The sequence below is a fragment of the Streptomyces sp. BA2 genome (assembly GCF_009769735.1).
Taxonomy (GTDB): Bacteria; Actinomycetota; Actinomycetes; order Streptomycetales; family Streptomycetaceae; genus Streptomyces.
The window spans coordinates 5818565-5841299 of record NZ_WSRO01000002.1 but is presented as its reverse complement, the minus strand read 5'-3'; the positions used below and the strand labels follow the sequence as shown (position 1 = coordinate 5841299).

Here is a 22735-nt window from a genome sequence, read left to right as displayed (position 1 = left end):
ACTCACTTGCCGTAGAACGCGTTGTAGATCGACAGCGTCGACTTGTTCCCCTTCTTGTCCGTGATCTTGGCGTGGAAGGAGACCCCCTTGCCCGCGGCCGGGTTCTTGACCTTGATCTTGCCGCCGCTGACGGTGGCCTTCTTCCAGGTCTGGCCGTAGTCGTACGACACGTACGCGGCAAGGGACTTGAGGTTCGCGCCCGCGGCCGCGCCCTGCACCGTCACCGGCACGGACTGGGTCTCGCCGGCCTTGGCCCTGCTGCTCAGGTCGACCGCAGCGGCGAACCGCGCCGTGGAGACCGGCAGCTTCGCGTTGTCGGCCTTCTTGGAGCGGAACGTCCAGCTCGCGTCGATGCGCGTGGAGGCGGACGCCACCTTGACGCTGCGCTTCACGGACGTGGAGAGCTTGTACTCGGCCTCCGCCGCGGGGACCTTGAACGTCGCGCCGCCGGCCAGCGGGTCCTCGTTCTCACCGATCTTCGTGTCGCCCTTGTGGAGGGTCGTCTTCACCGAGGAGTAGAGCGAGGAGCCCACGTGCGTCTTGCCGTCGGCGAACAGCGGCAGGGAGCCGCTGATCTCGTTGCCCCGGCGTGAGACGCCGAACTCGCCGCCGACGCGCGGCCCGAAGACGGCCGTGTTGAACGTCTTCTCGTAGCTCTTGCCCGGCGCGAACTTCTGCGCCGCGCCCAGCGAGTAGGCCGCGTCGAGGATCGGCCAGCCGTCCGGGTCGACCCCGGCCTGCTGCTCGAAGTCCATGCTCCACTTCACGTCGTCGGCCGTGGACAGATACACCGTCCGGGTGCCGGGAAGAGGCTGCGGGACGCTGATCGAGGAGCCGCCCGAGCTGCCGGGCAGGTAGCCCAGGGCGCTGATCGTGCCCTTCTTGCCCTTGGCCGAGGCGCCCATTCCCACCTTCACGGTGGCCAGTTCGGAGGCCTTGAAGTGCTTGGTGTAGCCGGTCGCGACCTGCTTCACCTTGCCTCCGAGCACGGTGTCGTACTCGGCGTCGTCACCCTTGGTCCAGTGCCCGTCCCACTGCTGGTGCAGCGAGCCGTCGGTGACCTGCGGGCCCAGGTGCGAGGTCCGGAAGTCGGTGTACGAGTCGAGCCACCAGCCGAAGGAGTAGCTGCCGCGGGCCGTGTCGACCGTGTAGTCGGGCGACGCGAAGAACGACTTGGCGTCCGCCGACGGGACCGTGATGTCGACCGGCTTGCCCTTGCGGGCGTCCAGCGTCACCGTCGTGTCCTTGGTGACGCTCAGCTTCGGCTGGGCGATCCAGTCGGCGCCCTTGGTGAAGTCCCTCGGGTCGGCGTACATGCCGGTGTTCAGCAGGTAACCGCCCTTGGGGACACGGATCTTGACCGTGCCGGAGGCGTCGAACGGGTTGTAGGACTTGTCGGTGGCGAGCCCGGAGACACCCTCCAGGTCGCTGTCGTAGTACTTCGGGGCCTGTCCGTCGCGCCCGACGTGCTTCAGCGTCAGCTCGTACGACTCGACCTCGCGCTCGACCGCGGCGGCCGTGCGCACGGACTGCCCGCCGCCGCTCGCCACGACGTACGCGGAGTACGCGCCGTCGACCGTTCCGCCGAGCTTCGTGTCGATGGTCAGATCGACCGCCGCGGTACCGCCCGCGGGGACCTTCACCGTCTTCGCGCCGAGCTTGAAGAAGCCCGCGGGAGCCGGGGCGCCCTTGGGGTTCGTGCCCGTCACCGTCAGGTCGAGGGTGACGTCCTCCTTGCCGAGGTTCTTGTACGTCACCTTCTTCGTGGCCGGTTTGTCGTCGGTGTGCGGCCACTGCTGCGTTTCGAAGGAGAGGGACACCGGCTCGGCGATCACCGACTGCTTGATGGCCTTGTCGACGGCGATACGGCCCGAACCCTGCTGGAACGGCGTGTACTTGCCGCCCTTGGTGGACGCGGTAAGGGCGCCCTTGAGCTCGGCGTACTTCCACTCCGGGTGCTGCTGCTTCAGCAGAGCGGCGGCGCCCGCCACGTGCGGGGTCGCCATCGACGTGCCGGAGATCGTCAGATAGCCCTCGGGCTCCTGTCCGACCTCCTGGTCGATGACGCTGCCGTCGGCCGCGGCCGCGGTGATGTCCACGCCGGGGGCCGTCACGTCGGGCTTGATGGCGCCGTCGCCGACGCGCGGGCCCTGGCTGGAGAAGTCGGCGAGCTTGTCGTTGTCGTCGACCGCGCCGACCGTGAGGGCCGCGTCCGCGCTGCCCGGGGAGCCGACGCTGCCGGGCTCTCCGTCGTTGCCCGCCGCGATCGCGAAGAGGATGCCCTTGTCCGCGGAGAGCTTGTTCACCTCGGCTTCGAGCGGGTCGACCCCGGGGGTGTCGCCGCCGCCCAGGCTCAGGTTCACGATGTCGGCGCCCTGCTCGGCCGCCCACTCCATGCCCGCGATGATCCCGGAGTCGTCGCCGTAGCCGGTGTCGTCCAGGACCTTGCCGTTCAGGAGCTTGGCGCCGGGCGCCACGCCCTTGAACTTGCCGCCCGACTTCGCGCCGGTGCCGGCCGCGATGGAGGCGACGTGGGTGCCGTGGCCGTAGCGGTCCTTGGCGTCCGCCGCCTTCGTGAAGTTCTTCTCGCCGACGACCTGGTCCTTCAGGTCGGCGTGCGTGGCGTCGACGCCGGTGTCCAGGACGGCGACCTTGACGCCCTTGCCGTCGAAGCCGGCGGCCCACGCCTTGTCGGCGCCGATCTGCTTGACGCTCTTGTCGAGGCTCGCCTTGCGGACGCCGTCCAGCCATACGCGGCTGACGCCGGACGCCGTGGCGTCGCCCTTCTCCGCGATCAGCGCGGACCACAGGTCGGTGGCGTCCCGCTTCGGGGTCGTGATGGCGTCGGCGTTGAGGGACTTCAGGGTCCTGCGGACCGTGGTGTCACCCGCCGCGCGCACATCGGCCTTGGCCCCGGCGGCGGCCCCCTTGTAGCCGACGATCAGCTTGAGGCCCTTCTGCTGGGCCCTGCGGTTGTCCTTCTTGCTCAGCTCGGTGATGTCGAAGAGCCGCTGGTCGAGCTTGCCGGCGGCTATCAGGCGCTGCGCGTCGGCCGGGATCGCGAGCGTGTGGCCGCCGACGCGCTTGGTCAGTACGGGTATCCGCTCCCGTCCCTCGGCCCGCTCGAAGGCGGTGACGCGGCCCTTGGAGTCGGCGGTGACGCGGTCGCCGGTGATGAGGGTGATGCGGTGCGTGGTCTGTTCGGCGCTCTTGAGGCCCGCCGCCTGCGCGGCCGCCGGGAGTGCGTCGGGCGACTGCTTCGCGGCCGACGCCGGGCTGGTCATGCCCGCGGCGAGGGCCACGGCCGCCGCTGTGGCGATCGTGGCCCCGTAGGCTCTCTTCACTTTTCTGCGCAAGTCTCCCCCTGGAGTCAAAGGGGCTCCCGCCCCTGGACGAGGAAGTATTGCCCAGAGTCGAACATCTGCTCAATAGCGCGCCAGAAGTGACGAGTTGGGATAGCGGGTCACTGGGGTGTCCGCTCGGTGACCTTGATCTGTCCACGCTTGATCGTCGCGAGCCGCGGCGCCTTCCGTGCGATCGCGCTGTCGTGCGTGACCATCACGAACGTCAGGCCGTGCTCCTTCCAGAGCCCTTCGAGCAGCTCCATGATCTCGTCGCGCATGGACTCGTCGAGGTTGCCGGTCGGCTCATCGGCGAGCAGCACCTTCGGCCGCTTGACCAGGGCGCGGGCGATGGCCACGCGCTGCTGCTGGCCGCCGGAGAGTTCGGCGGGCAGATGGCTGCGGCGTTCGCCGAGGCCCACGGACTCCAGGGCGTCGGCGGCACGTTCGCGGCGGTCCGCGGCGCCGAGGCCCAGCGGGACGAGCGCCGTCTCGACGTTCTCCTGGGCGCTGAGCGTGGGGATCAGGTTGAAGGACTGGAAGACGAAGCCGATGGACTCGGCGCGCACCTTGGTGAGACGCGCCTCGGGCAGCGCGGCCAGGTCGACGCCGTCGAGCTCGACGCTGCCGGACGTCGGCCGGTCGAGCCCGCCGAGCATCTGCAGGAGCGTGGACTTGCCGCCGCCCGTCGGCCCCTGGATGACGAGCCGGTCGCCGTCGCCGATGGCCAGGTCGACCCCGGCCAGCGCGTCGACGGTCGCCTTGCCCCTGCGGTACTGCTTGGTGACGCCCTTGAGCTGATACATGCTGTGACTCCTGCGTTACGTAAGGGGGTTGGCGGCACGGTCAGGGTCGCTCGGGCCGCCTACTCGACGCGGCGCAGGGCGTCCGCGGGCCGCAGCCGCGAGGCACGCCAGCCGCCGAAGGCGCCCGCGATGAGACCACCGGCCACGGCGAGGCCGACGGCGAGCGCGATGGTGGTGGTGCTGACCGGCGCGGTCAGCGAGATGTCCAGGGCCTTCGACGCCGAATCGCTCAGCGCGCCACCGGGGCCCCCTCCCATGGCGCCGGGGCCGCCGCCCGACTGCCCTCCGGCCGAGCCGAGTTCCGCCGTCAGGGTGGGGCTGATCGCCGTCACCGCATACGCGCCGCCGAGGCCGACCGCGATGCCGAGCACTCCGCCCACGAGGCCGTTGACGACCGCCTCGCCGACGACCTGCCGGGTGACACGGCCGCTCTTCCAGCCGAGCGCCTTCAGGGTGCCGAACTCCCGTACGCGACGGCTGACCGCGGACGACGTCAGGAGTCCCGCGACCAGGAAGGCCGCGACGAGCACGGCGATGGACAGCCACTTGCCGACGCTGGACGCGAGGTCGGAGGCGGTGGAGAGCGAGCCCGAGACGGTGTCGGCGAGGTCGGCCGACGTGGTCACGGTCGTCCCGGAGACGTTCTTCTGGATGGCGCTCTTGACCGCGCCGATCTGCTGCGAGTCCGCGGCCTTGACGTACACCGTCGTGATCTTGTTCTTCGCGTCGGCGAGGGTCTGCGCACGCTTGAGCGGGAGGTAGAGATTGGCCGCGGCGTCCCCGCTTTCGGGCGTCGCGATGCCGACGACCTCGATCTTCGTGCCGGAGATCGTGACGGTGTCGCCGACGGAGAGCTTCTTCTCCTTGGCGTACGAGGCGTCCGCGACGGCCACCTTGGCGTCGGACTCCGACCCCGTGAACGTACGCCCCTCGCTGATCCTGGAGGACGTCAGCGGGCCCAGGTCGAGCTTGCCGACGTCCGTGCCGTAGACGCTGTAGGAGTCGACGTCGAAGTCGGCGCCGCCGCCGCGCACCTTCCCGTTCTGCTGATCGCTGCCCCCGGGCGGCTGAGCCTTGCCGTCCGTGCCCGGTGCCTTCTCGAACTCACCGCGCTCGAACTGGCCGTTGACCTTCATGACTTGCAGGCTCAGCCCGCCGACGGCGTCCGCGACGCCGCTCTGTCCGTCGACCTTCGCGACGGTGGACGAGGAGAGCGTCTGGAAGCCCTGCACCATGACGCGGTCGCTGCTCTGCTCCTTGCCGCCCTCGTCGGCGTCCTTGGCGTCGAACTTGAAGCGTGGGCGTCCGGTCGATCCGCTCCCCTCCTTGGGCGGCGTCGCCGCCTTGGTGACGGTCATGTCGGTGCCGAGCCCGTAGAGGGACTCCAGGACCTTGCCCTGCGCCTGCTTCATGCCGGACGACACGGAGCTGACGACGATGACCAGCGCGATGCCCAGCGCGAGTCCGGATGCCACGACGAGGGCCGCTTTTCTGCGGCGGCGCAGCTCGCGCCGCAGGTAGGTGAAGAACATGTGCGTGAAGCTAGGTACGCACCGTGATGAATGGATAAGGGCGGCATAAGAGATGCATGAGAAGCCTCAACGACGGCGGCCCGCACCCCTGTTGAGGGGTGCGGGCCGCTGCCTGCGTCTGTTCGGGCTGTCCTAGACGGCCGAACCGGCCTTCCACTGCGCCCAGTCCATGACCCAGCCGTTGAAGCCGTTGTCGGGCTGGACCGTCTTGTCGCCGGTGTTCCTGACGTCCACGACGTCACCGACCATCGAGTTGTCGTAGAACCAGGCACCCGGGGTGCTCTTGTCGCCCGCACCCTTGGCGTCTTCCAGGCCGACACAGCCGTGGCTGGTGTTGGCGCCGCCGAAGATGGACTTCGCGCCCCAGTAGTTGCCGTGGATGAACGTGCCCGAGTTCGACAGGCGCATGGCGTGCGGCACGTCCTTGATGTCGTACTCGCCCTTGCCGTCGTCGTCGGTGAAGCCGACGGTCGCGCCGTTCATGCGGGTCTCCTTGAACATCTCGGAGACCACCATCTGACCTTCGTACGTCTTGTTCTCCGGGGAGCCCGCGGAGATCGGGATGGTCTTGATGACCTTGCCGTCCCGCATGACCTTCATCTGCTTGGTCTTGGCGTCGACGATCGAGACCTGGTTACGGCCGATCTTGAACTGGACCGTCTTCTCCTGGACGCCGGTGACGCCGTCCGCGCCCTCGACGCCGTCCAGGGCCAGCTTCAGGGTGACCGTGGAGTTGCCCTGCCAGTACTTCTCGGGGCGGAAGTCCAGGCGGTTGTTGCCGAACCAGTGGCCGACGACTTCCTGGCCGCTGCTCGACGACACCTTGATGTGGGACTGGACGTCCTTCTTGTTCGTGATCGCCTTGTCGAAGTTGATCGACACCGGCATGCCCACGCCGACCGTGGAGCCGTCCTCGGGCGTGAAGTTCCCGATGAAGCTGTTGGCCTTCGAGACCGTCGTGAACTTCGAGTTCTCGTGCGCCTTGCGGCCGTCGGAGTCCTTGGCGGTGGCGGAGATCTTGTAAGTGGTCGCCCGCTCCAGCTGGCCGCTCGGCTTCCAGCTCTTCTTGTCCGCAGCTATCTGTCCCTCGACCGCGGTACCGGTCTCGGTCGTCATCTTGACGTCCGTGAGCGAACCCTTGCTCACCGTGACCTTGGCCGCGCTGTTGATGCTCGCGTTGTCGGAGCCGTCCTTCGGCGCGATCTTGATATCGGCGTCGGAAGACTTCTTGGCAGCCGCTTCGTCGACCTGGTTCTGTGACTCCTTGCCGCCGCCGGCACTGCTGTCGCCGTCGTCGCTGCTACAGGCCGAGAGCACCAGGACGCCGCCGACCAGGGCGGACACGGCCGCAAGACCCTTGCGCCGTCCGCGCCGCCGCCTACTGTCCGTCATCACACGCTTCTCCATCGTTGCCGAAATCCCCAACACGCCAAGAACGGCGGGAGTCCCCGTAATCCCGCATAACGTCCTGCCCGGTTCGTCCCGTTCCACTTCCGCGGAAGATGTGGGGAACACCACGTCATGCGGTGCGCCGGTGACAGCCGTGCACCACTGAGACGACGGAACCCCGGGCGGCGGTTGCCGTCCGGGGCTACGGGTTCCGTTTTTTCCGTCCGGTAGACGTAGAACCTCTCGTCTACCGTCTACAGCCCCCGGCCACCAGCGCCGTCCCGGGCCACATCCTCGTCGGCCTCGTCGTCGTCATCATCCTCGTCCGGGTCCCAGTCCGGCGAATCGGGGTCGTAGTCGATCTGCTCGCTGCTCCAGGAGGCCTGCGAGAGCTCCACTCCCGGCAACTTGCTGACCAGGTCGAACGGGTCCACCAGATAGGCGAGCGCCTCCGCGTCGTCCTCCTTGACGGCCGTCTCGGCGTGCAGCCGCTCCTCGGCGGGCATGTGCTCGTCCTCCGCGATCCGGCGCAGGGCGGACGATGCCAGCTCGCCGGAATCGTCGACCTCCACCACCAATTCGACCCGGAGGCGTACAAAACGTGATGTCTCAGATGTGCTCATGAGTCGGAGCGTACGACCCATGACCCCCGCGGCTTTCCCGCGACCCGCGCCTTTCATTACCATCGCCCCACACGGCCAATTCGCCAGCGCCACAAGGGGGATCCGATTCCGTGTCCGCACGTCGATCGCTGCTCACCGCCACTGCCGCAGGGGCCCTCCTCGGCGCCCTGTGGTTCGTTCCCTCCGCGAATGCGACGGCGACGTATCGATCCCCGGAGGCACCTGACGCCCCCCGGGTCGTCCACACCGAACAGCGCCGCGCCACGCTGAACTCGGAGAACACCGCCGCCGCCACGGACGACCGCCTCGCCGACACCGGCGCCGGCGCCGACACGACCCCGTACCTGATCGGCGGGACGGCGTTCCTGGGCCTCGGGGCGGGCTTCGTGGCGTATTCGGTACGACGCGAACGACAGGGCCCGGCTTACTGAGGGGCGCGAGGGGCGCTCACATCGATCGGGTGACCCTGGCGCGTCGGACAGCACGGCCGGGCGGGCTGACGGCTAGTCATGCCGTTATGAGATTCGAGCCCCGGCACAGCAAGAGCGGCGCCCCGCGCGCCCGCCATCTCCGTCTCGTCGGCGCCGTGTGCGCCCTCGTGGCCTCAGCGGCACTGGTGACAGGCTGCGGCGACGACAACGGCAAGTCGTCCGCCGAAGCGACCTCGAAGGCGGCGAAGTCCGTTCCGAAGGAGGCGCCGACACAGAGCCCCACGGGCAGCGCGTCCCTCACGCAGGACCAGCAGGAGCGCAAGGCGCTGCTCGCCACCACCAAGGTCACCTACGACAAGGCCGCCACCACGGCGGTGGGGAAGGTCTCGGGCGGCAAGCTGACCGACCTCGACCTGAAGGGCGTGGACGACGACAGCGACGACACCGACGCTGACGACGCGAGCGGAAGCCCGAGCCCCAGCCCGAGCCCCAGCCCGAGCGGCAGCGCGGGCGCCCCGCAGTGGGTCGCCGAGGTCGCCGAGAAGGACGGCACCGTGCACAACGTCCGCATCGACGCGGTCTCGGGCAAGGTGATCAGCTCCGCCCCCGACAACGACCAGGACGCCGACGACAAGAAGGAGACGGCCGACTGGATCTCCCGCGCCAAGCAGACGCCGGAGCAGGCGGCCAAGACCGCGACGGCCAAGAAGAAGGGCACGGTCACGTCGATCGGCCTTGACGACGACGACAACAAGGCGCTCGTCTGGTCCGTCGACGTCGTCACCGACGACTGGAACAAGACCGACTTCGAGATCGACGCGGTCAAGGGCAACATCACCCGTGAGCACGTCGACCGCGACTGACGTGTCGACCGCGACTGACGTGCCTGTCGCGGCGAGAGGGGGCGCCGTCATCCGCTGACGGCGCCCCCTTCGGCGTACGGCCGACCGCCGCGGGCTAGGCCAGCGGACCCGTCACCGGCTCGACCGCGTCGAGCAGCGCGCCGGAACGCACGAACTCGTCCGCCGCCGCCAGGTCGGGGGCGAGGAAGCGGTCGGGGCCCGGGCCCTGGACGCCCGCCTTGCGGACCGCCTCGATGACCGCCCGGGTCGCCGGGGCCGGCGTGAGGCCCTCGCGGAGTTCGACCGCGCGCGTCGCCGCGTACAGCTCGATGGCGACGATGCGGGTGAGGTTGTCGACCGCCGTGCGCAGCTTGCGGGCCGCGGACCAGCCCATCGACACGTGGTCCTCCTGCATCGCGGAGGAGGGGATGGAGTCGGCGGACGCCGGGACGGCGAGCCGCTTCATCTCACTCACCAGGGCCGCCTGCGTGTACTGGGCGATCATCAGGCCGGAGTCCACGCCCGCGTCGTCCGCGAGGAACGGCGGCAGGCCGTGCGAGCGGTTCTTGTCGAGCAGCCGGTCCGTGCGGCGCTCCGCGATCGAGCCGAGATCGGCGGCGGCGATCGCGAGGAAGTCCAGGACGTACGCGACCGGCGCCCCGTGGAAGTTGCCGTTGGACTCGACGCGGCCGTCGGGCAGCACCACGGGGTTGTCGACGGCGGCGGCCAGCTCGCGCTCGGCGACCGTGCGCGCGTGGGCGAGGGTGTCGCGCCCGGCGCCCGCGACCTGCGGGGCGCACCGCACCGAGTACGCGTCCTGCACCCGCGGCGCGTCGTCCTGGTGATGGCCGGTCAGCCCTGAACCTTCGAGAACGGCGAGCATGTTGGCGGCGGAGGCCCCCTGGCCCGGGTGCGGCCGGATGGCGTGCAGCTCGGGGGCGAGGACCTTGGCGGTGCCGAGGAGCGCCTCGAGGGTGAGGGCCGCGGTGACGTCGGCGGACTTGTAGAGGGCGTCGAGGTCGGCGAGGGCCATCACCAGCATGCCGAGCATGCCGTCGGTGCCGTTCAGGAGGGCGAGCCCCTCCTTCTCCTTCAACTCGACCGGGGTGATGCCGTGCGCGGCGAGCAGCTCGCCCGCCGGCTTCAGCTCACCGTCCGGGCCCTCCGCGTCCCCCTCGCCCATGAGCGTGAGCGCGCAGTGGCTGAGCGGCGCGAGGTCGCCGGAGCAGCCGAGCGAGCCGTACTCGTGGACGACCGGCGTGATCCCCGCGTTGAGCACGTCGGCCATGGTCTGCGCGACCTCGGGCCGTACGCCGGTACGCCCCGAGCAGACCGTCTTCAGCCGCAGGAACATCAGCGCGCGCACGACCTCGCGCTCGACGCGCGGGCCCATCCCCGCCGCGTGCGAGCGGACGATGTTGCGCTGCAACTGGGCGCGGAGGTCCGGGCCGATGTGCCGGGTGGCGAGGGCGCCGAAGCCGGTCGATACGCCGTAGACGGGATCGGGCTTGGCGGCGAGGGCGTCGACGATCTCACGCGAGGCGGCGAGGGCGGCCACGGCTTCGGCCGAAAGATCGATGCGGGCATTGCCACGCGCAACGGCGACGACATCCGCAGCGGTTGTCCCGGACGTCCCCAGGACCACGGTGTGCATATCCATATTCAGCAGCGTACGGATTGAATCGCCAGGTGTCACGGGTGGATACACCCTGAGCCTCTTACCGGGCGCCGGGGGCCGACGTGCCAAGCCCCGTAAGGGGCGCGAGGAACGACGCGCCAAGCCCCGTAAGGGGCGCGGGGAACGACGCGCCAAGCCCCGTAAGGGGCGCGGGGAACTGCGCGACAAGCCCCCACCGGCCCGCAGGTGAACGACAAGCCCAGCCCCCGCCCCTCTCCCCACCCCGCAGTTCAACCCCGGGGCGGCCACCTGTCGCCCTCCGCAGGAGCCCCGCGCCCGCGGAACCGCCGCCGCTCCCCCGCAGGCTGCCGCGCCCCCTCCGAGTCCGCGAGCCGCACCACGGGGTCATCCGCCCCCTCGCGCCCCGCAACCACCGGCTTCGGCGCGCGCGCAGCCTTCGCGCGGTACTGAGCCGCGTCCGCGAGGCGGAACAGGCGGCGGGCCGAGCGGACCTCGCCGATCGGGTCCTCCGTGGAGGCGACCCCGCACGCGACCCCGTCCCCCACATCCAACTCGGCAGCGCGCACGCAGAGTTCGTCCGCGACCCGCACCACCTCGTCGGCGGAGGGACCCACCGAGAGCAGGCAGAACTCATCCCCGCCGAGCCGCGCGGCCAGGGTCCCCGGCAGCATCGCCCCGCACAGGGAGAGCACCGAGCCGAAGCGTTCGAGGAGGCGGTCACCGACCGCGTGACCCTGGGTGTCGTTGACCCATTTCAAACCGTTCACGTCGCACACGACCAGACTCACCACCGTCCCCTCCGCACGGTGCCGCTCCACCGCCTCCTCAAGGCGGAGGTCGACCGCGCGCCGGTTGGCCAGGCCCGTCAGCGCGTCGGTGAAGGCGAGGCGGCGCGCCTCCTCCAGGCGTTCGGTCTGCGCGATGCCCGCCGCGACGACCGAGGCGAGCACCGTCGCGAAGTCCGCGTCCGCGCGCCCGAAGGGCGGCGCCCCCACCGGCCGCGCCACGTACAGCTCGCCCCACGCCCGCCCGTGCAGCACGATCGGCGCGACCACGCAGCAACCGCGGCCACGCCTGCGCAGGGCCGCGACGCGCTGATGGCAGTAACCGGGAGCCGTGGCCTCCGCGGGCCCCCGCGCCGTCTCGACCCACGCGTGCGGCTCACCGCCGCCCGCCCAGCGCTCGTGCAGGAACTCGGTGATCTCCGGGAACTCGTTCACCGGATACGCCTCGCGCTCCGGGAACTCTTCCTCCCCCTCGGCCCGTTCGCCCACGTTCACGAGCACCCTCAGCCGCCCGAGGTCACGCTCCCAGACGGACAGGGCCGCGAAACTCCCGGACAGCGCGCGGCAAGCGCCGCGGGCAGCCGCCCTCCAGGACTCACGCGGAGTGTGCGCGGCGGCCATCCCCTGCGCCAGCACGACCACGGCCCGCAGCCGGACATCCTCTCCCATCTCCCTAGGCTAGGAGATTTACGACAATTTGGGCGTTTGGAACATTACGCAGCGTGTGGGCCGAGAGCTGGGCCGAGAGCTCCAGGAGACCCGCTCACTCCCCGGGCCACTGCGGCTTCCGCTTCTCGTTGAACGCCGCGACACCCTCCGCCCGGTCACCCGAGAAGGCCACCGAACGCCAGGCGGCATCCTCGACCTCAAGACCGGCACGCAGGTCGAGCCCGTGCCCGAGCCGCAGGGCACGCTTGGCGGCGCGCAGCCCGACGGGCGAGTTGGCGGCGATCCGCGCGGCGAGCGCCAGCGCCTCCGTACGGTCCTCACCCTCGCCCACCAGCTGGTCGACGAGCCCCAACTCCCGCGCCTCGCCCGCCTCAAGACGACGCGCGGTGAAGATCAGCTCGGCGGCCCGCGCCGCCCCCACCCGGCGCGGAAGCAGCTGCGTACCGCCGCCGCCCGGGATCACGCCGACCGACACTTCGGGGAGTCCGACCACGGCGGTCGGGTCGGCGACGATGAGATCGCAGGCGAGCGCGAGCTCGAACCCGCCGCCGAGCGCGAAGCCGTGCAGGGCCGCGACGGTCGGCATGGGCAGTTCGAGTACGCCGGTGTAGGCGGCCCGCGCGGTGGGCCGCTGCCGCACCAACTCGGCGTCGGAGAGCGAATTGCGCTCCTTCAGGTCGGCGCCGACGCAGAAGGCCCGCTCATGGGTGGAGGTGAGGACCACGACGCGGGCGTCACGGTCCTGAGCGAGGGCCTGGCAGGCGGAGCCGATGGAGCGGGCCATGTCCGTGGACACGGCGTTCATGGCCTTGGGCCGGTCGAGGACGAGCTCGGCGACGTAGTCGTGCCGCCTGACGCTGACGAATTCCCCGAACCGCTGCTCGCCACCCATGGCTTTCCTCCACGTCTGGTTAACGCCCGTTACCGCACTGTACGAGGATCATGTCACCGCTACGGAGTGCCGGGTGGGCGGGCGGGAAAATTCCGCCGCGAAGCGGCGGTTCAAGGGGCAGGCTCAGCTACGCCGGGCCAGCAGCCAGGGCTCGACGACGCCGAGGCCTCGCACAGGCCGCTGCCACATCGGCTGCAGCGCAAAGCGGTAGGAGGGCGGCTCCGAGCCCTCCTTCTCCGCGACCTCGGCGGCCTCAGCCGCCTCGGTCTCGGAGGCGGGCGCGTCCCCCGTCCGCGTCAGCTCCTCGGCGAGCGCGCCGTCCACCAGGACGGCGTCCCGAGGCGCTATCGACGTGAGGCGGCTCGCGAGGTTCACCGTCGTACCGAAGACGTCGCCCATCCGCGTCGTGACCGTGCCGAAGGCGATGCCGACGCGCAGCTCGGGCATCGTCTCGTCGTTGGCCATGGTCTCGATGAGCCGCAGGGCGATCTCCGCGGCCACGCCCGCGTCGTCGGCGGCGTACAGCACTTCGTCGCCGAGCGTCTTGATGAGCCGCCCGCCATGTGCGGCCACCAGGTCGGCGGCCGTGGTCTCGAAGGCCTCGACGAGTTCGCCGAGTTCCTCTTCCTCCATGCGCCGGGTGAGGCGCGTAAAGCCGACGAGGTCGGCGAACCCGACGGCGAGGCGCCGGTCGACCATCTCCTCGTCGTCCGCGGCCTGCACGACCCGTCCGGTGGCGGCGGCGAGCTGGCGCCGCCACACGTAGACGAGGAATTCCTCGAGCTCGGGAAGGAGAAGCTCTATCAGCGGATACGTGACTTCGGTCCGCGTCATGCCCGGCTCGGGCGGCTCCGTCAGACCCTCCAGGAAGGAGTCGATCTGCCATTCGGCCAGGCGGGCGGTGGTCTGCCCGGTCGACCTGGCCACCTGCACCGCCATCGCCTCGCTGAGCAGCCCCGCCTCGACGAGGCCCGCGAGGCGGCGCAGCGCGAGGACGTCGGCCTCGGTCAGGGCCTTGGCCTGGCCGATGTCGGGAAAGCCCATGGCCCGCCAGAAGCGGGAGGCCAGCTCCATGGATACGCCGGCGCTGCGGGCCGCCTGGAACGGGGTGTAACGGCGGTCCGCGCCGAGGATCAGCCCTTCGAGGCGCAGGGCGAGGGGGTCCTTCTCCGGATCTCCCGGCTTCTCGTCCCCGGAGTCCATCGAGTCGAACCCGTCCGTGGCGGCCCCTGCGGTACGTCCGGGCTCACCGTCGGGGCCGGGGGATGCACCCGTACCGGAGCCCGTGTCGTCGACGGTCACGCCTGCTGCCCTTCCGATCTGCCGCGGTCAGGTATCGACCGGCGCCAACTTTACGGCAGGTGTGCCGCAGCTCACGCCTTTCGCTGGCGGGGGCGCCTTGGACAGTGGGTCCCCGCGGCTGCGGGGACGAACACCTCTTCCCCACCCACCCGCCCGTTTGCCCCGCAGCTACGCCCCCCGCAAATGCACCACATCCCCCGCCCCCACCGGCTCCTGCACCCCATCCCCCGTGGCCAGCACCAAGCGGCCGTCCCCGTCCAGGGCCACCGCCTCCCCCGTGATCGACCGGTCGCCCGGCAGCTCTGCCCTGACCTTGCGGCCCAGCGTCGCGCAGCCCGCCGCGTACGTCTCCTGGAGGCGGGAGGCCACCGGGTCGCCCGCTGCCGCGCGCCAGTCCCCGTACCACTGCTCCAGGGAACGCAGCACCGCCCGCAGCACCGTGTCCCGGTCCGTCGAAGCGGCCCCGGCCAGCGCGAGCGAACCCGCCCCCGGCACCGGCAGTTCGTCCGCCCGCAGGGTCACGTTGATGCCGATGCCGACCACCACACCCCCGCCGTCCCCGGAACCCGCGCGCTCCGCGAGGATGCCCCCGGCCTTCCGCTCCTCGCCCCCCACCGTCACCAGCAGGTCGTTCGGCCACTTGAGCGCCGTGTCCACCCCGGCCGCCCGCGAGAGGCCCGTGGCGACGGCGACCCCGGTCAGCAGCGGAAGCCATCCCCACCGCTCCACCGGCACCGCGGGCCCCGGCTTCAGGAGCACCGAGAAGAAGAGGCCCGAGCGTGCCGGTGCCGACCAGCGGCGGTCGAGGCGGCCGCGCCCCGAGCTCTGTTCCTCGGCGACGAGGACCGCCCCCTCGGGCAGCTCGTCCGCGCGGGCGGCCAGATCCGTGTTGGTCGACCCCGTCGCGGGCACCACGTCCAAAGAGGTCCAGAGCCCCCCGTCCCGCACCAGCGCGCGCCGCAGCGACGCGGCGTTCAGGGGCGGCCTTTCGAGGTCGGACCAGCGGTTGCCCTCAGGGAGGTCGGAAGGGTCGTCTGAAGCATCTCGCGGCGTCATGCAAGCCACCTTAGGTGTGGTAAACGCCGCACTGCCGAACCGTATGCGCGCCGATACCCTACGAGTCAGTAGCAAGCGAGTCACCAGCAGCCGCAAGCCGCCCGTCGCCCCTTTGAGCAGGCAGGGAGCCGCATCCGTATGTCCGAGCCGGAAGAGCCCAACGTGCCCGTGCCCAGTACCGACATCCATACGACTGCGGGAAAGCTCGCCGATCTGCAGCGCCGCATCGAGGAGGCCAAGCACGCCGGTTCGGCTCGCGCGGTCGAGAAGCAGCACGCGAAGGGCAAGTTGACGGCGCGTGAGCGCATCGAACTGCTCCTGGACGAGAACTCCTTCGTCGAGTTCGACGAGTTCGCCCAGCACCGCTCGCACGACTTCGGCCTCGACGCCAACCGCCCGTACGGCGATGGTGTCGTGACCGGTTACGGAACCGTCGACGGCCGTCCCGTGGCCGTCTTCTCCCAGGACTTCACCGTCTTCGGCGGTGCGCTCGGCGAGGTCTTCGGCCAGAAGATCGTCAAGGTCATGGACTTCGCCCTGAAGACCGGCTGTCCGGTCGTCGGCATCAACGACTCCGGCGGCGCCCGCATCCAGGAGGGCGTCATGGCCCTCGGGATGTACGGGGAGATCTTCCGCAGGAACACGCACGCGTCCGGTGTGATCCCCCAGATCAGCCTGGTCGTCGGGCCCTGCGCGGGCGGCGCCGTCTACTCCCCGGCCATCACCGACTTCACCGTCATGGTCGACCAGACGTCGCACATGTTCATCACGGGACCCGACGTCATCAAGACGGTCACCGGCGAGGACGTCGGCTTCGAGGAGCTCGGCGGCGCCCGCACCCACAACAGCACCTCCGGCGTCGCGCACCACATGGCGGGCGACGAGAAGGACGCGATCGAGTACGTCAAGTCCCTTCTCTCCTACCTGCCTTCGAACAACCTCAGCGATCCCCCCGCCTTCCCCGAGGAGGCGGACCTGGAGTTCACGGACGAGGACCGCGAGCTCGACACGCTCATCCCGGACAGCGCGAACCAGCCGTACGACATGCACACGGTGATCGAACACGTCCTGGACGACGCCGAGTTCTTCGAGACGCAGCCGCTCTTCGCGCCGAACATCGTCACCGGCTTCGGCCGGATCGAGGGCCGCCCGGTCGGCATCGTCGCCAACCAGCCGACGCAGTTCGCCGGCTGCCTGAACATCGACGCCTCCGAGAAGGGCGCGCGCTTCGTCCGCACCTGCGACGCGTTCAACGTCCCGGTCATCACCTTCGTCGACGTCCCGGGCTTCCTGCCGGGCGTGGAGCAGGAGCACACGGGCATCATCCGCCGCGGCGCCAAGCTGATCTACGCGTACGCGGAGGCGACGGTCCCGCTGATCACCGTCATCACCCGCAAGGCGTTCGGCGGCGCGTACGACGTCATGGGCTCCAAGCACCTGGGCGCCGACCTCAACCTCGCCTGGCCGACCGCGCAGATCGCGGTGATGGGCGCGCAGGGCGCGGTCAACATCCTGCACCGCAAGACCATCGCCGCGGCCGAGGCCTCGGGCGACGTGGAGGCGACCCGCGCCCGCCTGATCCAGGAGTACGAGGACCGGCTGCTCAACCCGTACACGGCCGCCGAGCGCGGCTACATCGACGCCGTGATCATGCCGTCGGAGACCCGCTCCCATCTGGTGCGTGGCCTGCGTCAGCTGCGTACGAAGCGGGAATCCCTTCCCCCGAAGAAGCACGGCAACATCCCCCTCTAGGCCGTGCCGCAGTAAGGAGACCGTTCATGATCAAGGTCGTACGGGGCAACCCCACCCCGGAGGAGCTTGCCGCCGCGCTCGCGGTGGTCCAAGCGCGCGCCGCGGCGGTCGCGAACCAGCCGTCCGGCGCGCCCGCGGTGCTCGACGCCTGGGCGGACCCCGCGCGGGTGGCCCGCCACCGGCTCCCCGCACCGGGGCCGACGTCGTGGGGCCGCACCTACTGGCCCGGGTGAGCCGGGCCGCGCGGTTCGAGAATGAGTGAGACGGGCCGGGGCGCCTGAGTACGCGTACTCAGGCGCCCCGCCGTCACCGCGCGCAGTATCGGTCTCATGCTGTGGTCCGACCCGGAGAACAACCCGCCCAAGGACATGCGGGACATGCAGGCGAAGATGCGCCGTGCGGGACTCGTCCTCGCCCTGGCCATGGTCGTGGCGATGTTCGTCCTGGGCATCCACTGAGACCCGCACGGCGGCTCGCTAACCTGACGTCATGACTGATCAGCCACGCCGTCTCGTCCTCGCCTCCAAGTCCCCCGCCCGGCTCGGCCTCCTGCGCCAGGCCGGTCTCGCCCCCGAGGTGATCGTCAGCGGGGTCGACGAGGACGCGATCTCCGCACCGACCCCCGCCGAGCTCGCCCTCGCCCTGGCCGAGGCCAAGGCGTCGGTCGTCTCCGCGCGCCCGGACGTGAAGGGCGCCCTGGTCGTCGGCTGCGACTCGGTCCTGGAACTGGACGGTGAGGCGCTCGGCAAGCCCGCCGACGCCGAGGAGGCCACGGCACGCTGGAAGTCGATGCGCGGGCGCGCGGGCGTCCTGCAGACCGGCCACTGCGTGTACGACACCGTGGCGGGCCGCCACGTGTCCGCGGTCGCGTCGACCGTCGTCCGCTTCGGCGATCCCTCGGACGAGGAGATCGCCGCGTACGTGGCCAGCGGTGAACCGCTGCACGTGGCGGGCGCGTTCACGCTCGACGGCCGATCGGCCCCCTTCGTCGACTCGATCGAGGGCGACCACGGCAACGTCATCGGCCTCTCGCTGCCGCTGCTCCGCCGCCTCCTGTCCGAATTGGGCGTCGGCATCACGGAGTTGTGGGCGAAGTAGGCTCGCGCGGCAGTCTCGGGAGGGCTCAGGCCGGCTGGAAGGGCCCTGGAGGGCTTCAGGCGGGCTGTGGGGCGCCGTTCTCCGGCGCGCTGCCGCCCGCCGCCCCGTGGCCGGCTCGCGGCTCGTCGGCGACCTCGTCGGGCTTCTTGTCGTAGGCCACCAACGTCAGGACGATCAGGCCGAGCACGACCATCATGAAGGCGAAGGCGGCCCAGCCCACCAGGCCGACGGAGAACGCCCCGAGCAGCCCGTGCACCACGGCGGCACTGATCAGGAGCAGCCGGCCGAAGCGGCCCGGCGCGCGGTCGCGGATCGCCGAGCGCGCCATGATGACGCCGCACAGCACGAGGTAGAAGCCGAAGACGCCGCCCGCGATCCACGTCGACACGGACATGGCGTGCGGATCGAGGCCCGCGAGGGACATGTCCTGCTTGTTGACCACGAGCCCGAGGAACCAGTTGAGGAGCGCGATGCCGATCGCCTCCACCAGCAGCACGATCGCGCCCACCAAGGCCACCGGTCTACGCGCCACGGCGCCCACCCACTTCCGCTGTTACCGCTAGTACGTCCGAGACATCGCGAACGCTACTAACGGGTAAACCGAGGGACAAGGCTTCTGCCGAAGGCAAAGAATCATTGGGCCATTCGTAGGGACTCCACAAAGATTGCCCCCTTGCCGCAGCACGCTCTCACAGAGACCTTGACCACATCGGGACGTTAGTCTGCCGGTAAGGGACCCTGCGTACCGTGGTGCGACAAGGGATTTCGCGGACGGGCAGGCCCCGGATCACGCTCCGTGTGGGCAAGCTCACCATTGGGGACGGGTCGAAAGGTCGTGTCGGCAGTCCCTAAACTCGGCTTGTTTCAAGGAGGGAGCCATCGTGCGCAAGGTGCTCATCGCCAACCGTGGCGAAATCGCTGTCCGCGTTGCTCGGGCATGCCGGGATGCAGGGATCGCGAGCGTAGCCGTCTACGCAGATCCTGACCGGGACGCTCTGCATGTACGTGCGGCAGATGAGGCGTTCGCGCTGGGCGGTGACACTCCGGCCACCAGCTACCTGGACATTTCCAAGGTGCTGGCAGCGGCCAAGGACGCGGGGGCGGACGCGGTCCACCCCGGCTATGGCTTCCTTTCGGAGAACGCCGACTTCGCGCAGGCCGTCCTGGACGCGGGCCTGATCTGGATCGGCCCGCCGCCGCAAGCAATCCGTGACCTCGGTGACAAGGTCGCCGCCCGGCACATCGCGCAGCGCGCGGGTGCCCCGCTGGTGGCCGGTACGCCGGACCCCGTCAGCGGTTCCGACGAGGTCGTGGCCTTCGCCGAGGAGCACGGCCTGCCGATCGCGATCAAGGCCGCCTTCGGTGGCGGCGGGCGCGGTCTGAAGGTGGCCCGGACCCTCGAAGAGGTGCCCGAGCTGTACGACTCCGCGGTGCGCGAGGCCGTCGCGGCCTTCGGCCGCGGCGAGTGCTTCGTGGAGCGCTACCTCGACAAGCCGCGGCACGTGGAGACGCAGTGCCTGGCCGACAAGCACGGCAACGTGGTCGTCGTCTCCACCCGTGACTGCTCGCTCCAGCGCCGCCACCAGAAGCTGGTGGAGGAGGCGCCCGCGCCGTTCCTGAGCGAGGCCCAGAACGCCGAGCTGTACGCGGCGTCGAAGGCGATCCTGAAGGAAGCGGGCTACGAGGGCGCCGGCACCGTCGAGTTCCTCGTCGGCACCGACGGCACGATCTCCTTCCTGGAGGTCAACACCCGTCTGCAGGTGGAGCACCCGGTCACCGAAGAGATCACCGGCATCGACCTGGTCCGCGAGATGTTCCGCATCGCCGACGGCGAGGAACTGGGCTACGGCGACCCGGAGATGCGCGGCCACTCCTTCGAGTTCCGCATCAACGGCGAGGACCCGGGCCGCGGCTTCCTGCCGGCCCCGGGCACGGTGACCGTGTTCGCCCCGCCGTCGGGTCCGGGCGTGCGCCTGGACGCGGGCGTGGAGTCCGGCAGCGTCATCGGTCCCGCCTGGGACTCGCTCCTGGCCAAGCTGATCGTGTCCGGCGCGACGCGCCAGCAGGCGCTGCAGCGTGCCGCGCGTGCCCTTGAGGAGTTCACCGTGGAGGGCATGGCCACGGCCATCCCGTTCCACCGCGCGGTCGTCAAGGACCCGGCGTTCGCCCCCGAACTGACCGGCTCCACCGACCCGTTCACGGTCCACACCCGCTGGATCGAGACCGAGTTCGTCAACGAGATCCCCGCGTTCGCCGCGGCGGCCGACACCGAGACGGACGAGGAGCCCGGCCGCGAGACGGTCGTCGTCGAGGTCGGCGGCAAGCGCCTTGAGGTCTCGCTCCCCTCCTCGCTGGGCATGACCATCGCCCGCACCGCTGCCGCGGGCGGCGCCCGCCCCAAGCGGCGCGCGGCGAAGAAGTCGGGCCCGGCGGCTTCCGGTGACACCCTGGCGTCCCCCATGCAGGGCACGATCGTCAAGATCGCTGTCGAGGAGGGCCAGGAGGTCCAGGAGGGCGACCTGGTCGTCGTCCTGGAGGCCATGAAGATGGAACAGCCCCTGAACGCACACCGCACGGGCACCATCAAGGGCCTCACGGCGGAGGTGGGCGCGAGCCTGACCTCCGGTGCGGTTATTTGCGAGATCAAGGACTGACCCGCAGAGCAATTTCGCTGGCCGGGCTGGATGCTCCAGCCCGGCCAGCGAAATATTCAGCCCGTCCGGCGATTGAGGACGAACTCGGCGAAGCCGGTGATCGACGGTGCGCAGACCGGGCGGAGCCGATCAGGCATCCTTGAAGTACACCTACGTTCAGGGAGGACTCGGCAATGAGCACCGGCACGGAACAGCAGCCCGCACGGGCCATGCGTGCCGACGCGCGCCGTAACTACCTCCGGCTCCTCGCAGAGGCCCGCGCGGCCTTCGCAGAACACGGCACAGGCGCCTCGCTAGAGGACATCGCCCGCCACGCGAACGTAGGCATCGGCACCCTCTACCGCCACTTCCCCAACCGCCACGCCCTGATGAGCGCCGTCTTCGAAGAGGCGTTGAGCGACCTCCTGGACCGCTCCCGCGCGCTCCTTGAGGACACGCAGCCCTGCTCGGCCCTGGTGACCTGGCTCCGCGCCATCATCACTCATGCGGGTGAGTACCGCGGGCTCTCCCGCGCCCTCATGTCGGCGTCGCACGACGACAGTTCGGCACTCTCCCGATGCAGCAAGCCCATGCGTGAGGCGGGCACGGCCCTGCTCGTGCGGGCGCAGCAGGCCGGCGCCGTACGCCCCGGTGTCTCGATCGGCGACCTGATGCAGCTGACCAACGCGATCGCGCTGGCCGCCGAAGAGACCCCCGACGACCCCGAGTTGGCCGACCGCCTCCTGATGCTGACCCTGCGCGGCCTGAAGCCCGAAGGATCGGCACCCGACGGGTGCGGTGCCGACCGGACGGCCGGTTCAGCGGCGGCGTAGATCCGCCACCCGCGCGGCGCGCTCCCCGGGCTGCTGCTCCCCGAGCACCGCACTGCGCAACTGCGCCCCGGGGCCTGCCCCATGACCGCCGTGGTTACGGCGCTGCCCCGGCAGTGGCACGTCCCGGCGCGGCTGTCGCGCCGGGACGGAATCCACCCCTGGTGATCCGGAGTTGGAGCCCGCGCTCCCGCCAGCGACCGCGATCTGCACACCCTGGTCCGCCAGGGCCTGCAGCTCGGTGGCCGCGCGGTCGTCGTGCGTGGGCGGTTCGTCCGTGACCAGGCGGGTGATGACGTCCGTCGGCACCGTCTGGAACATCGTGTCGGTGCCGAGCTTGGTGTGGTCGGCGAGGACCACGACCTCGGCAGCCGCCTGGACGAGGGCACGGTCCACGCTCGCCGAGAGCATGTTGGACGTGGAGAGCCCGCGTTCGGCGGTCAGACCACTGCCCGACAGGAAGGCGCGCGAGACCCGCAGGCCTTGCAGGGACTGTTCGGCCCCGCTGCCCACGAGCGCGTAGTTGGACCCGCGCAGGGTGCCGCCGGTCATGACGACCTCGACGCGGTTGGCATGGGCCAGGGCCTGTGCCACCAAGAGGGAGTTGGTGACGACGGTCAGACCGGGCACCCGCGCGAGCCGTCGGGCCAGCTCCTGCGTGGTCGTACCCGCCCCGACGACGATGGCTTCGCCTTCTTCGACGAGTCCCGCCGCGAGATCGGCGATGGCCGTCTTCTCGGCGGTCGCGAGATGTGATTTCTGCGGAAAGCCGGACTCCCGCGTGAATCCGCCCGGCAATACCGCACCGCCATGTCTGCGGTCGAGGAGTCCTTCTGCCTCCAGCGCGCGCACGTCCCGCCGTACGGTCACTTCGGAGGTCTGGACGACGCGGGCGAGCTCCCGGAGCGATACAGCTCCGTTGGCCCGCACCATTTCGAGGATCAATTGGCGACGTTCTGCAGCGAACACGAAACTGACAGTAACCCCAACGACCGTCTGCTTTCAGCAGTTTGCGCCGAATTACAGAAGTTGTTCGCACGGTTGGGTGGGAAGTGGTATACGCGCCTACCCGCCCCGCTTATGCCGGGCGAATGGGCGACAACAGTCTGTGACCT

20 protein-coding genes are annotated in these 22735 nt (G+C 70.3%); 8 read left to right on the top strand and 12 right to left on the bottom strand.

Going from position 1 to position 22735, the window contains the following annotated elements:
• Positions 1 to 2: 2 nt before the first annotated feature.
• The 5 genes from E5671_RS29185 to E5671_RS29165 all read right to left on the bottom strand — a co-directional run bounded on the left by E5671_RS29185 (position 3) and on the right by E5671_RS29165 (position 7691).
• Positions 3 to 3344: a S8 family serine peptidase gene (locus E5671_RS29185; protein WP_160506868.1), complete on the bottom strand. Its 3342-nt coding sequence runs from the start codon at positions 3342 to 3344 to the stop codon at positions 3 to 5.
• A 119-nt stretch (positions 3345 to 3463) separates the two neighbouring features.
• On the bottom strand, positions 3464 to 4147 hold the full coding sequence (locus E5671_RS29180; RefSeq protein WP_160506867.1) for an ABC transporter ATP-binding protein: 684 nt from the start codon (positions 4145 to 4147) through the stop codon (positions 3464 to 3466).
• Positions 4148 to 4206: 59 nt separating this feature from the next.
• Positions 4207 to 5679, bottom strand: coding sequence for an ABC transporter permease (locus E5671_RS29175; protein ID WP_160506866.1), 1473 nt, complete (start codon positions 5677 to 5679; stop codon positions 4207 to 4209).
• 132 nt (positions 5680 to 5811) lie between these two features.
• Complete coding sequence (locus tag E5671_RS29170) at positions 5812 to 7086, bottom strand: L,D-transpeptidase (RefSeq protein ID WP_202121294.1); 1275 nt, start codon at positions 7084 to 7086, stop codon at positions 5812 to 5814.
• Between the two features lie 236 nt (positions 7087 to 7322).
• Entirely contained in the window at positions 7323 to 7691 is a 369-nt protein-coding gene (locus E5671_RS29165) for a hypothetical protein (RefSeq protein WP_160506864.1), read from the bottom strand.
• A 110-nt stretch (positions 7692 to 7801) separates the two neighbouring features.
• Between E5671_RS29165 and E5671_RS29160 the strand changes: the two genes are divergently transcribed.
• Together E5671_RS29160 and E5671_RS29155 are read left to right on the top strand one after the other, a co-directional pair.
• Positions 7802 to 8122, top strand: a complete 321-nt coding sequence (locus E5671_RS29160; RefSeq protein WP_336605876.1) for an LPXTG cell wall anchor domain-containing protein — start codon at positions 7802 to 7804, stop codon at positions 8120 to 8122.
• Positions 8123 to 8208: 86 nt separating this feature from the next.
• Positions 8209 to 8985 (top strand): PepSY domain-containing protein, encoded by a 777-nt coding sequence (locus tag E5671_RS29155; protein ID WP_160506863.1) that lies wholly within the window; start codon positions 8209 to 8211, stop codon positions 8983 to 8985.
• Between the two features lie 94 nt (positions 8986 to 9079).
• Here the strand turns inward: E5671_RS29155 and hutH are convergent, their stop codons facing one another.
• From hutH to E5671_RS29130, 5 genes are all read right to left on the bottom strand, one after another.
• A complete protein-coding gene (hutH, locus tag E5671_RS29150; protein WP_160510479.1) occupies positions 9080 to 10618 on the bottom strand; it encodes a histidine ammonia-lyase in 1539 nt (512 codons plus the stop codon).
• A gap of 254 nt (positions 10619 to 10872) precedes the next feature.
• Positions 10873 to 12057 carry a GGDEF domain-containing protein gene (locus E5671_RS29145; RefSeq protein WP_160506862.1) on the bottom strand — a complete coding sequence of 395 codons (1185 nt, stop codon included), beginning with the start codon at positions 12055 to 12057 and terminating at the stop codon, positions 10873 to 10875.
• Positions 12058 to 12151: 94 nt separating this feature from the next.
• Positions 12152 to 12949: an enoyl-CoA hydratase/isomerase family protein gene (locus E5671_RS29140; protein ID WP_160506861.1), complete on the bottom strand. Its 798-nt coding sequence runs from the start codon at positions 12947 to 12949 to the stop codon at positions 12152 to 12154.
• A gap of 123 nt (positions 12950 to 13072) precedes the next feature.
• Positions 13073 to 14251 carry an adenylate/guanylate cyclase domain-containing protein gene (locus E5671_RS29135; RefSeq protein ID WP_160506860.1) on the bottom strand — a complete coding sequence of 393 codons (1179 nt, stop codon included), beginning with the start codon at positions 14249 to 14251 and terminating at the stop codon, positions 13073 to 13075.
• A 168-nt stretch (positions 14252 to 14419) separates the two neighbouring features.
• Positions 14420 to 15307: a biotin--[acetyl-CoA-carboxylase] ligase gene (locus E5671_RS29130; RefSeq protein WP_160506859.1), complete on the bottom strand. Its 888-nt coding sequence runs from the start codon at positions 15305 to 15307 to the stop codon at positions 14420 to 14422.
• 138 nt (positions 15308 to 15445) lie between these two features.
• Here E5671_RS29130 and E5671_RS29125 point away from each other — a divergent pair, with 138 nt between their 5' ends.
• The 4 genes from E5671_RS29125 to E5671_RS29115 all read left to right on the top strand — a co-directional run bounded on the left by E5671_RS29125 (position 15446) and on the right by E5671_RS29115 (position 18157).
• On the top strand, positions 15446 to 17059 hold the full coding sequence (locus E5671_RS29125) for an acyl-CoA carboxylase subunit beta (RefSeq protein WP_160506858.1): 1614 nt from the start codon (positions 15446 to 15448) through the stop codon (positions 17057 to 17059).
• A 26-nt stretch (positions 17060 to 17085) separates the two neighbouring features.
• Positions 17086 to 17292: an acyl-CoA carboxylase subunit epsilon gene (locus tag E5671_RS29120; protein ID WP_160506857.1), complete on the top strand. Its 207-nt coding sequence runs from the start codon at positions 17086 to 17088 to the stop codon at positions 17290 to 17292.
• Between the two features lie 96 nt (positions 17293 to 17388).
• Positions 17389 to 17517, top strand: coding sequence for a morphogenic membrane protein MmpB (gene mmpB / locus E5671_RS47095; protein WP_272902837.1), 129 nt, complete (start codon positions 17389 to 17391; stop codon positions 17515 to 17517).
• Between the two features lie 31 nt (positions 17518 to 17548).
• On the top strand, positions 17549 to 18157 hold the full coding sequence (locus tag E5671_RS29115; RefSeq protein WP_160506856.1) for a nucleoside triphosphate pyrophosphatase: 609 nt from the start codon (positions 17549 to 17551) through the stop codon (positions 18155 to 18157).
• A gap of 55 nt (positions 18158 to 18212) precedes the next feature.
• On the opposite strand, the gene E5671_RS29110 is transcribed toward E5671_RS29115, so the two are convergent.
• Positions 18213 to 18698, bottom strand: a complete 486-nt coding sequence (locus E5671_RS29110) for a hypothetical protein (RefSeq protein ID WP_160506855.1) — start codon at positions 18696 to 18698, stop codon at positions 18213 to 18215.
• 340 nt (positions 18699 to 19038) lie between these two features.
• On the opposite strand from E5671_RS29110, the gene E5671_RS29105 reads away from it, so the two are divergent.
• Entirely contained in the window at positions 19039 to 20811 is a 1773-nt protein-coding gene (locus E5671_RS29105; protein WP_160506854.1) for an ATP-binding protein, read from the top strand.
• A 173-nt stretch (positions 20812 to 20984) separates the two neighbouring features.
• Entirely contained in the window at positions 20985 to 21623 is a 639-nt protein-coding gene (locus E5671_RS29100) for a TetR/AcrR family transcriptional regulator (RefSeq protein WP_443032712.1), read from the top strand.
• Here the strand turns inward: E5671_RS29100 and E5671_RS29095 are convergent.
• Positions 21609 to 22589 carry a DeoR family transcriptional regulator gene (locus E5671_RS29095; RefSeq protein ID WP_160506853.1) on the bottom strand — a complete coding sequence of 327 codons (981 nt, stop codon included), beginning with the start codon at positions 22587 to 22589 and terminating at the stop codon, positions 21609 to 21611. The genes E5671_RS29100 and E5671_RS29095 overlap by 15 nt on opposite strands.
• Positions 22590 to 22735: the final 146 nt, after the last annotated feature.

What these genes read in the sequence shown, in the direction of transcription:
- E5671_RS29140 (WP_160506861.1), bottom strand. Translation starts at nt 12,949, where the DNA reads ATGGGTGGCGAGCAGCGGTTCGGGGAATTCGTCAGCGTCAGGCGGCAC.
- E5671_RS29125 (WP_160506858.1), top strand. Translation starts at nt 15,446, where the DNA reads ATGTCCGAGCCGGAAGAGCCCAACGTGCCCGTGCCCAGTACCGACATC.
- E5671_RS29115 (WP_160506856.1), top strand. Translation starts at nt 17,549, where the DNA reads ATGACTGATCAGCCACGCCGTCTCGTCCTCGCCTCCAAGTCCCCCGCC.
- E5671_RS29145 (WP_160506862.1), bottom strand. Translation starts at nt 12,057, where the DNA reads ATGGGAGAGGATGTCCGGCTGCGGGCCGTGGTCGTGCTGGCGCAGGGG.
- E5671_RS29120 (WP_160506857.1), top strand. Translation starts at nt 17,086, where the DNA reads ATGATCAAGGTCGTACGGGGCAACCCCACCCCGGAGGAGCTTGCCGCC.
- hutH (WP_160510479.1), bottom strand. Translation starts at nt 10,618, where the DNA reads ATGCACACCGTGGTCCTGGGGACGTCCGGGACAACCGCTGCGGATGTC.
- E5671_RS29175 (WP_160506866.1), bottom strand. Translation starts at nt 5,679, where the DNA reads ATGTTCTTCACCTACCTGCGGCGCGAGCTGCGCCGCCGCAGAAAAGCG.
- E5671_RS29130 (WP_160506859.1), bottom strand. Translation starts at nt 15,307, where the DNA reads ATGACGCCGCGAGATGCTTCAGACGACCCTTCCGACCTCCCTGAGGGC.
- E5671_RS29100 (WP_443032712.1), top strand. Translation starts at nt 20,985, where the DNA reads ATGAGCACCGGCACGGAACAGCAGCCCGCACGGGCCATGCGTGCCGAC.
- E5671_RS29165 (WP_160506864.1), bottom strand. Translation starts at nt 7,691, where the DNA reads ATGAGCACATCTGAGACATCACGTTTTGTACGCCTCCGGGTCGAATTG.
- E5671_RS29180 (WP_160506867.1), bottom strand. Translation starts at nt 4,147, where the DNA reads ATGTATCAGCTCAAGGGCGTCACCAAGCAGTACCGCAGGGGCAAGGCG.
- E5671_RS29155 (WP_160506863.1), top strand. Translation starts at nt 8,209, where the DNA reads ATGAGATTCGAGCCCCGGCACAGCAAGAGCGGCGCCCCGCGCGCCCGC.
- mmpB (WP_272902837.1), top strand. Translation starts at nt 17,389, where the DNA reads ATGCTGTGGTCCGACCCGGAGAACAACCCGCCCAAGGACATGCGGGAC.
- E5671_RS29170 (WP_202121294.1), bottom strand. Translation starts at nt 7,086, where the DNA reads ATGGAGAAGCGTGTGATGACGGACAGTAGGCGGCGGCGCGGACGGCGC.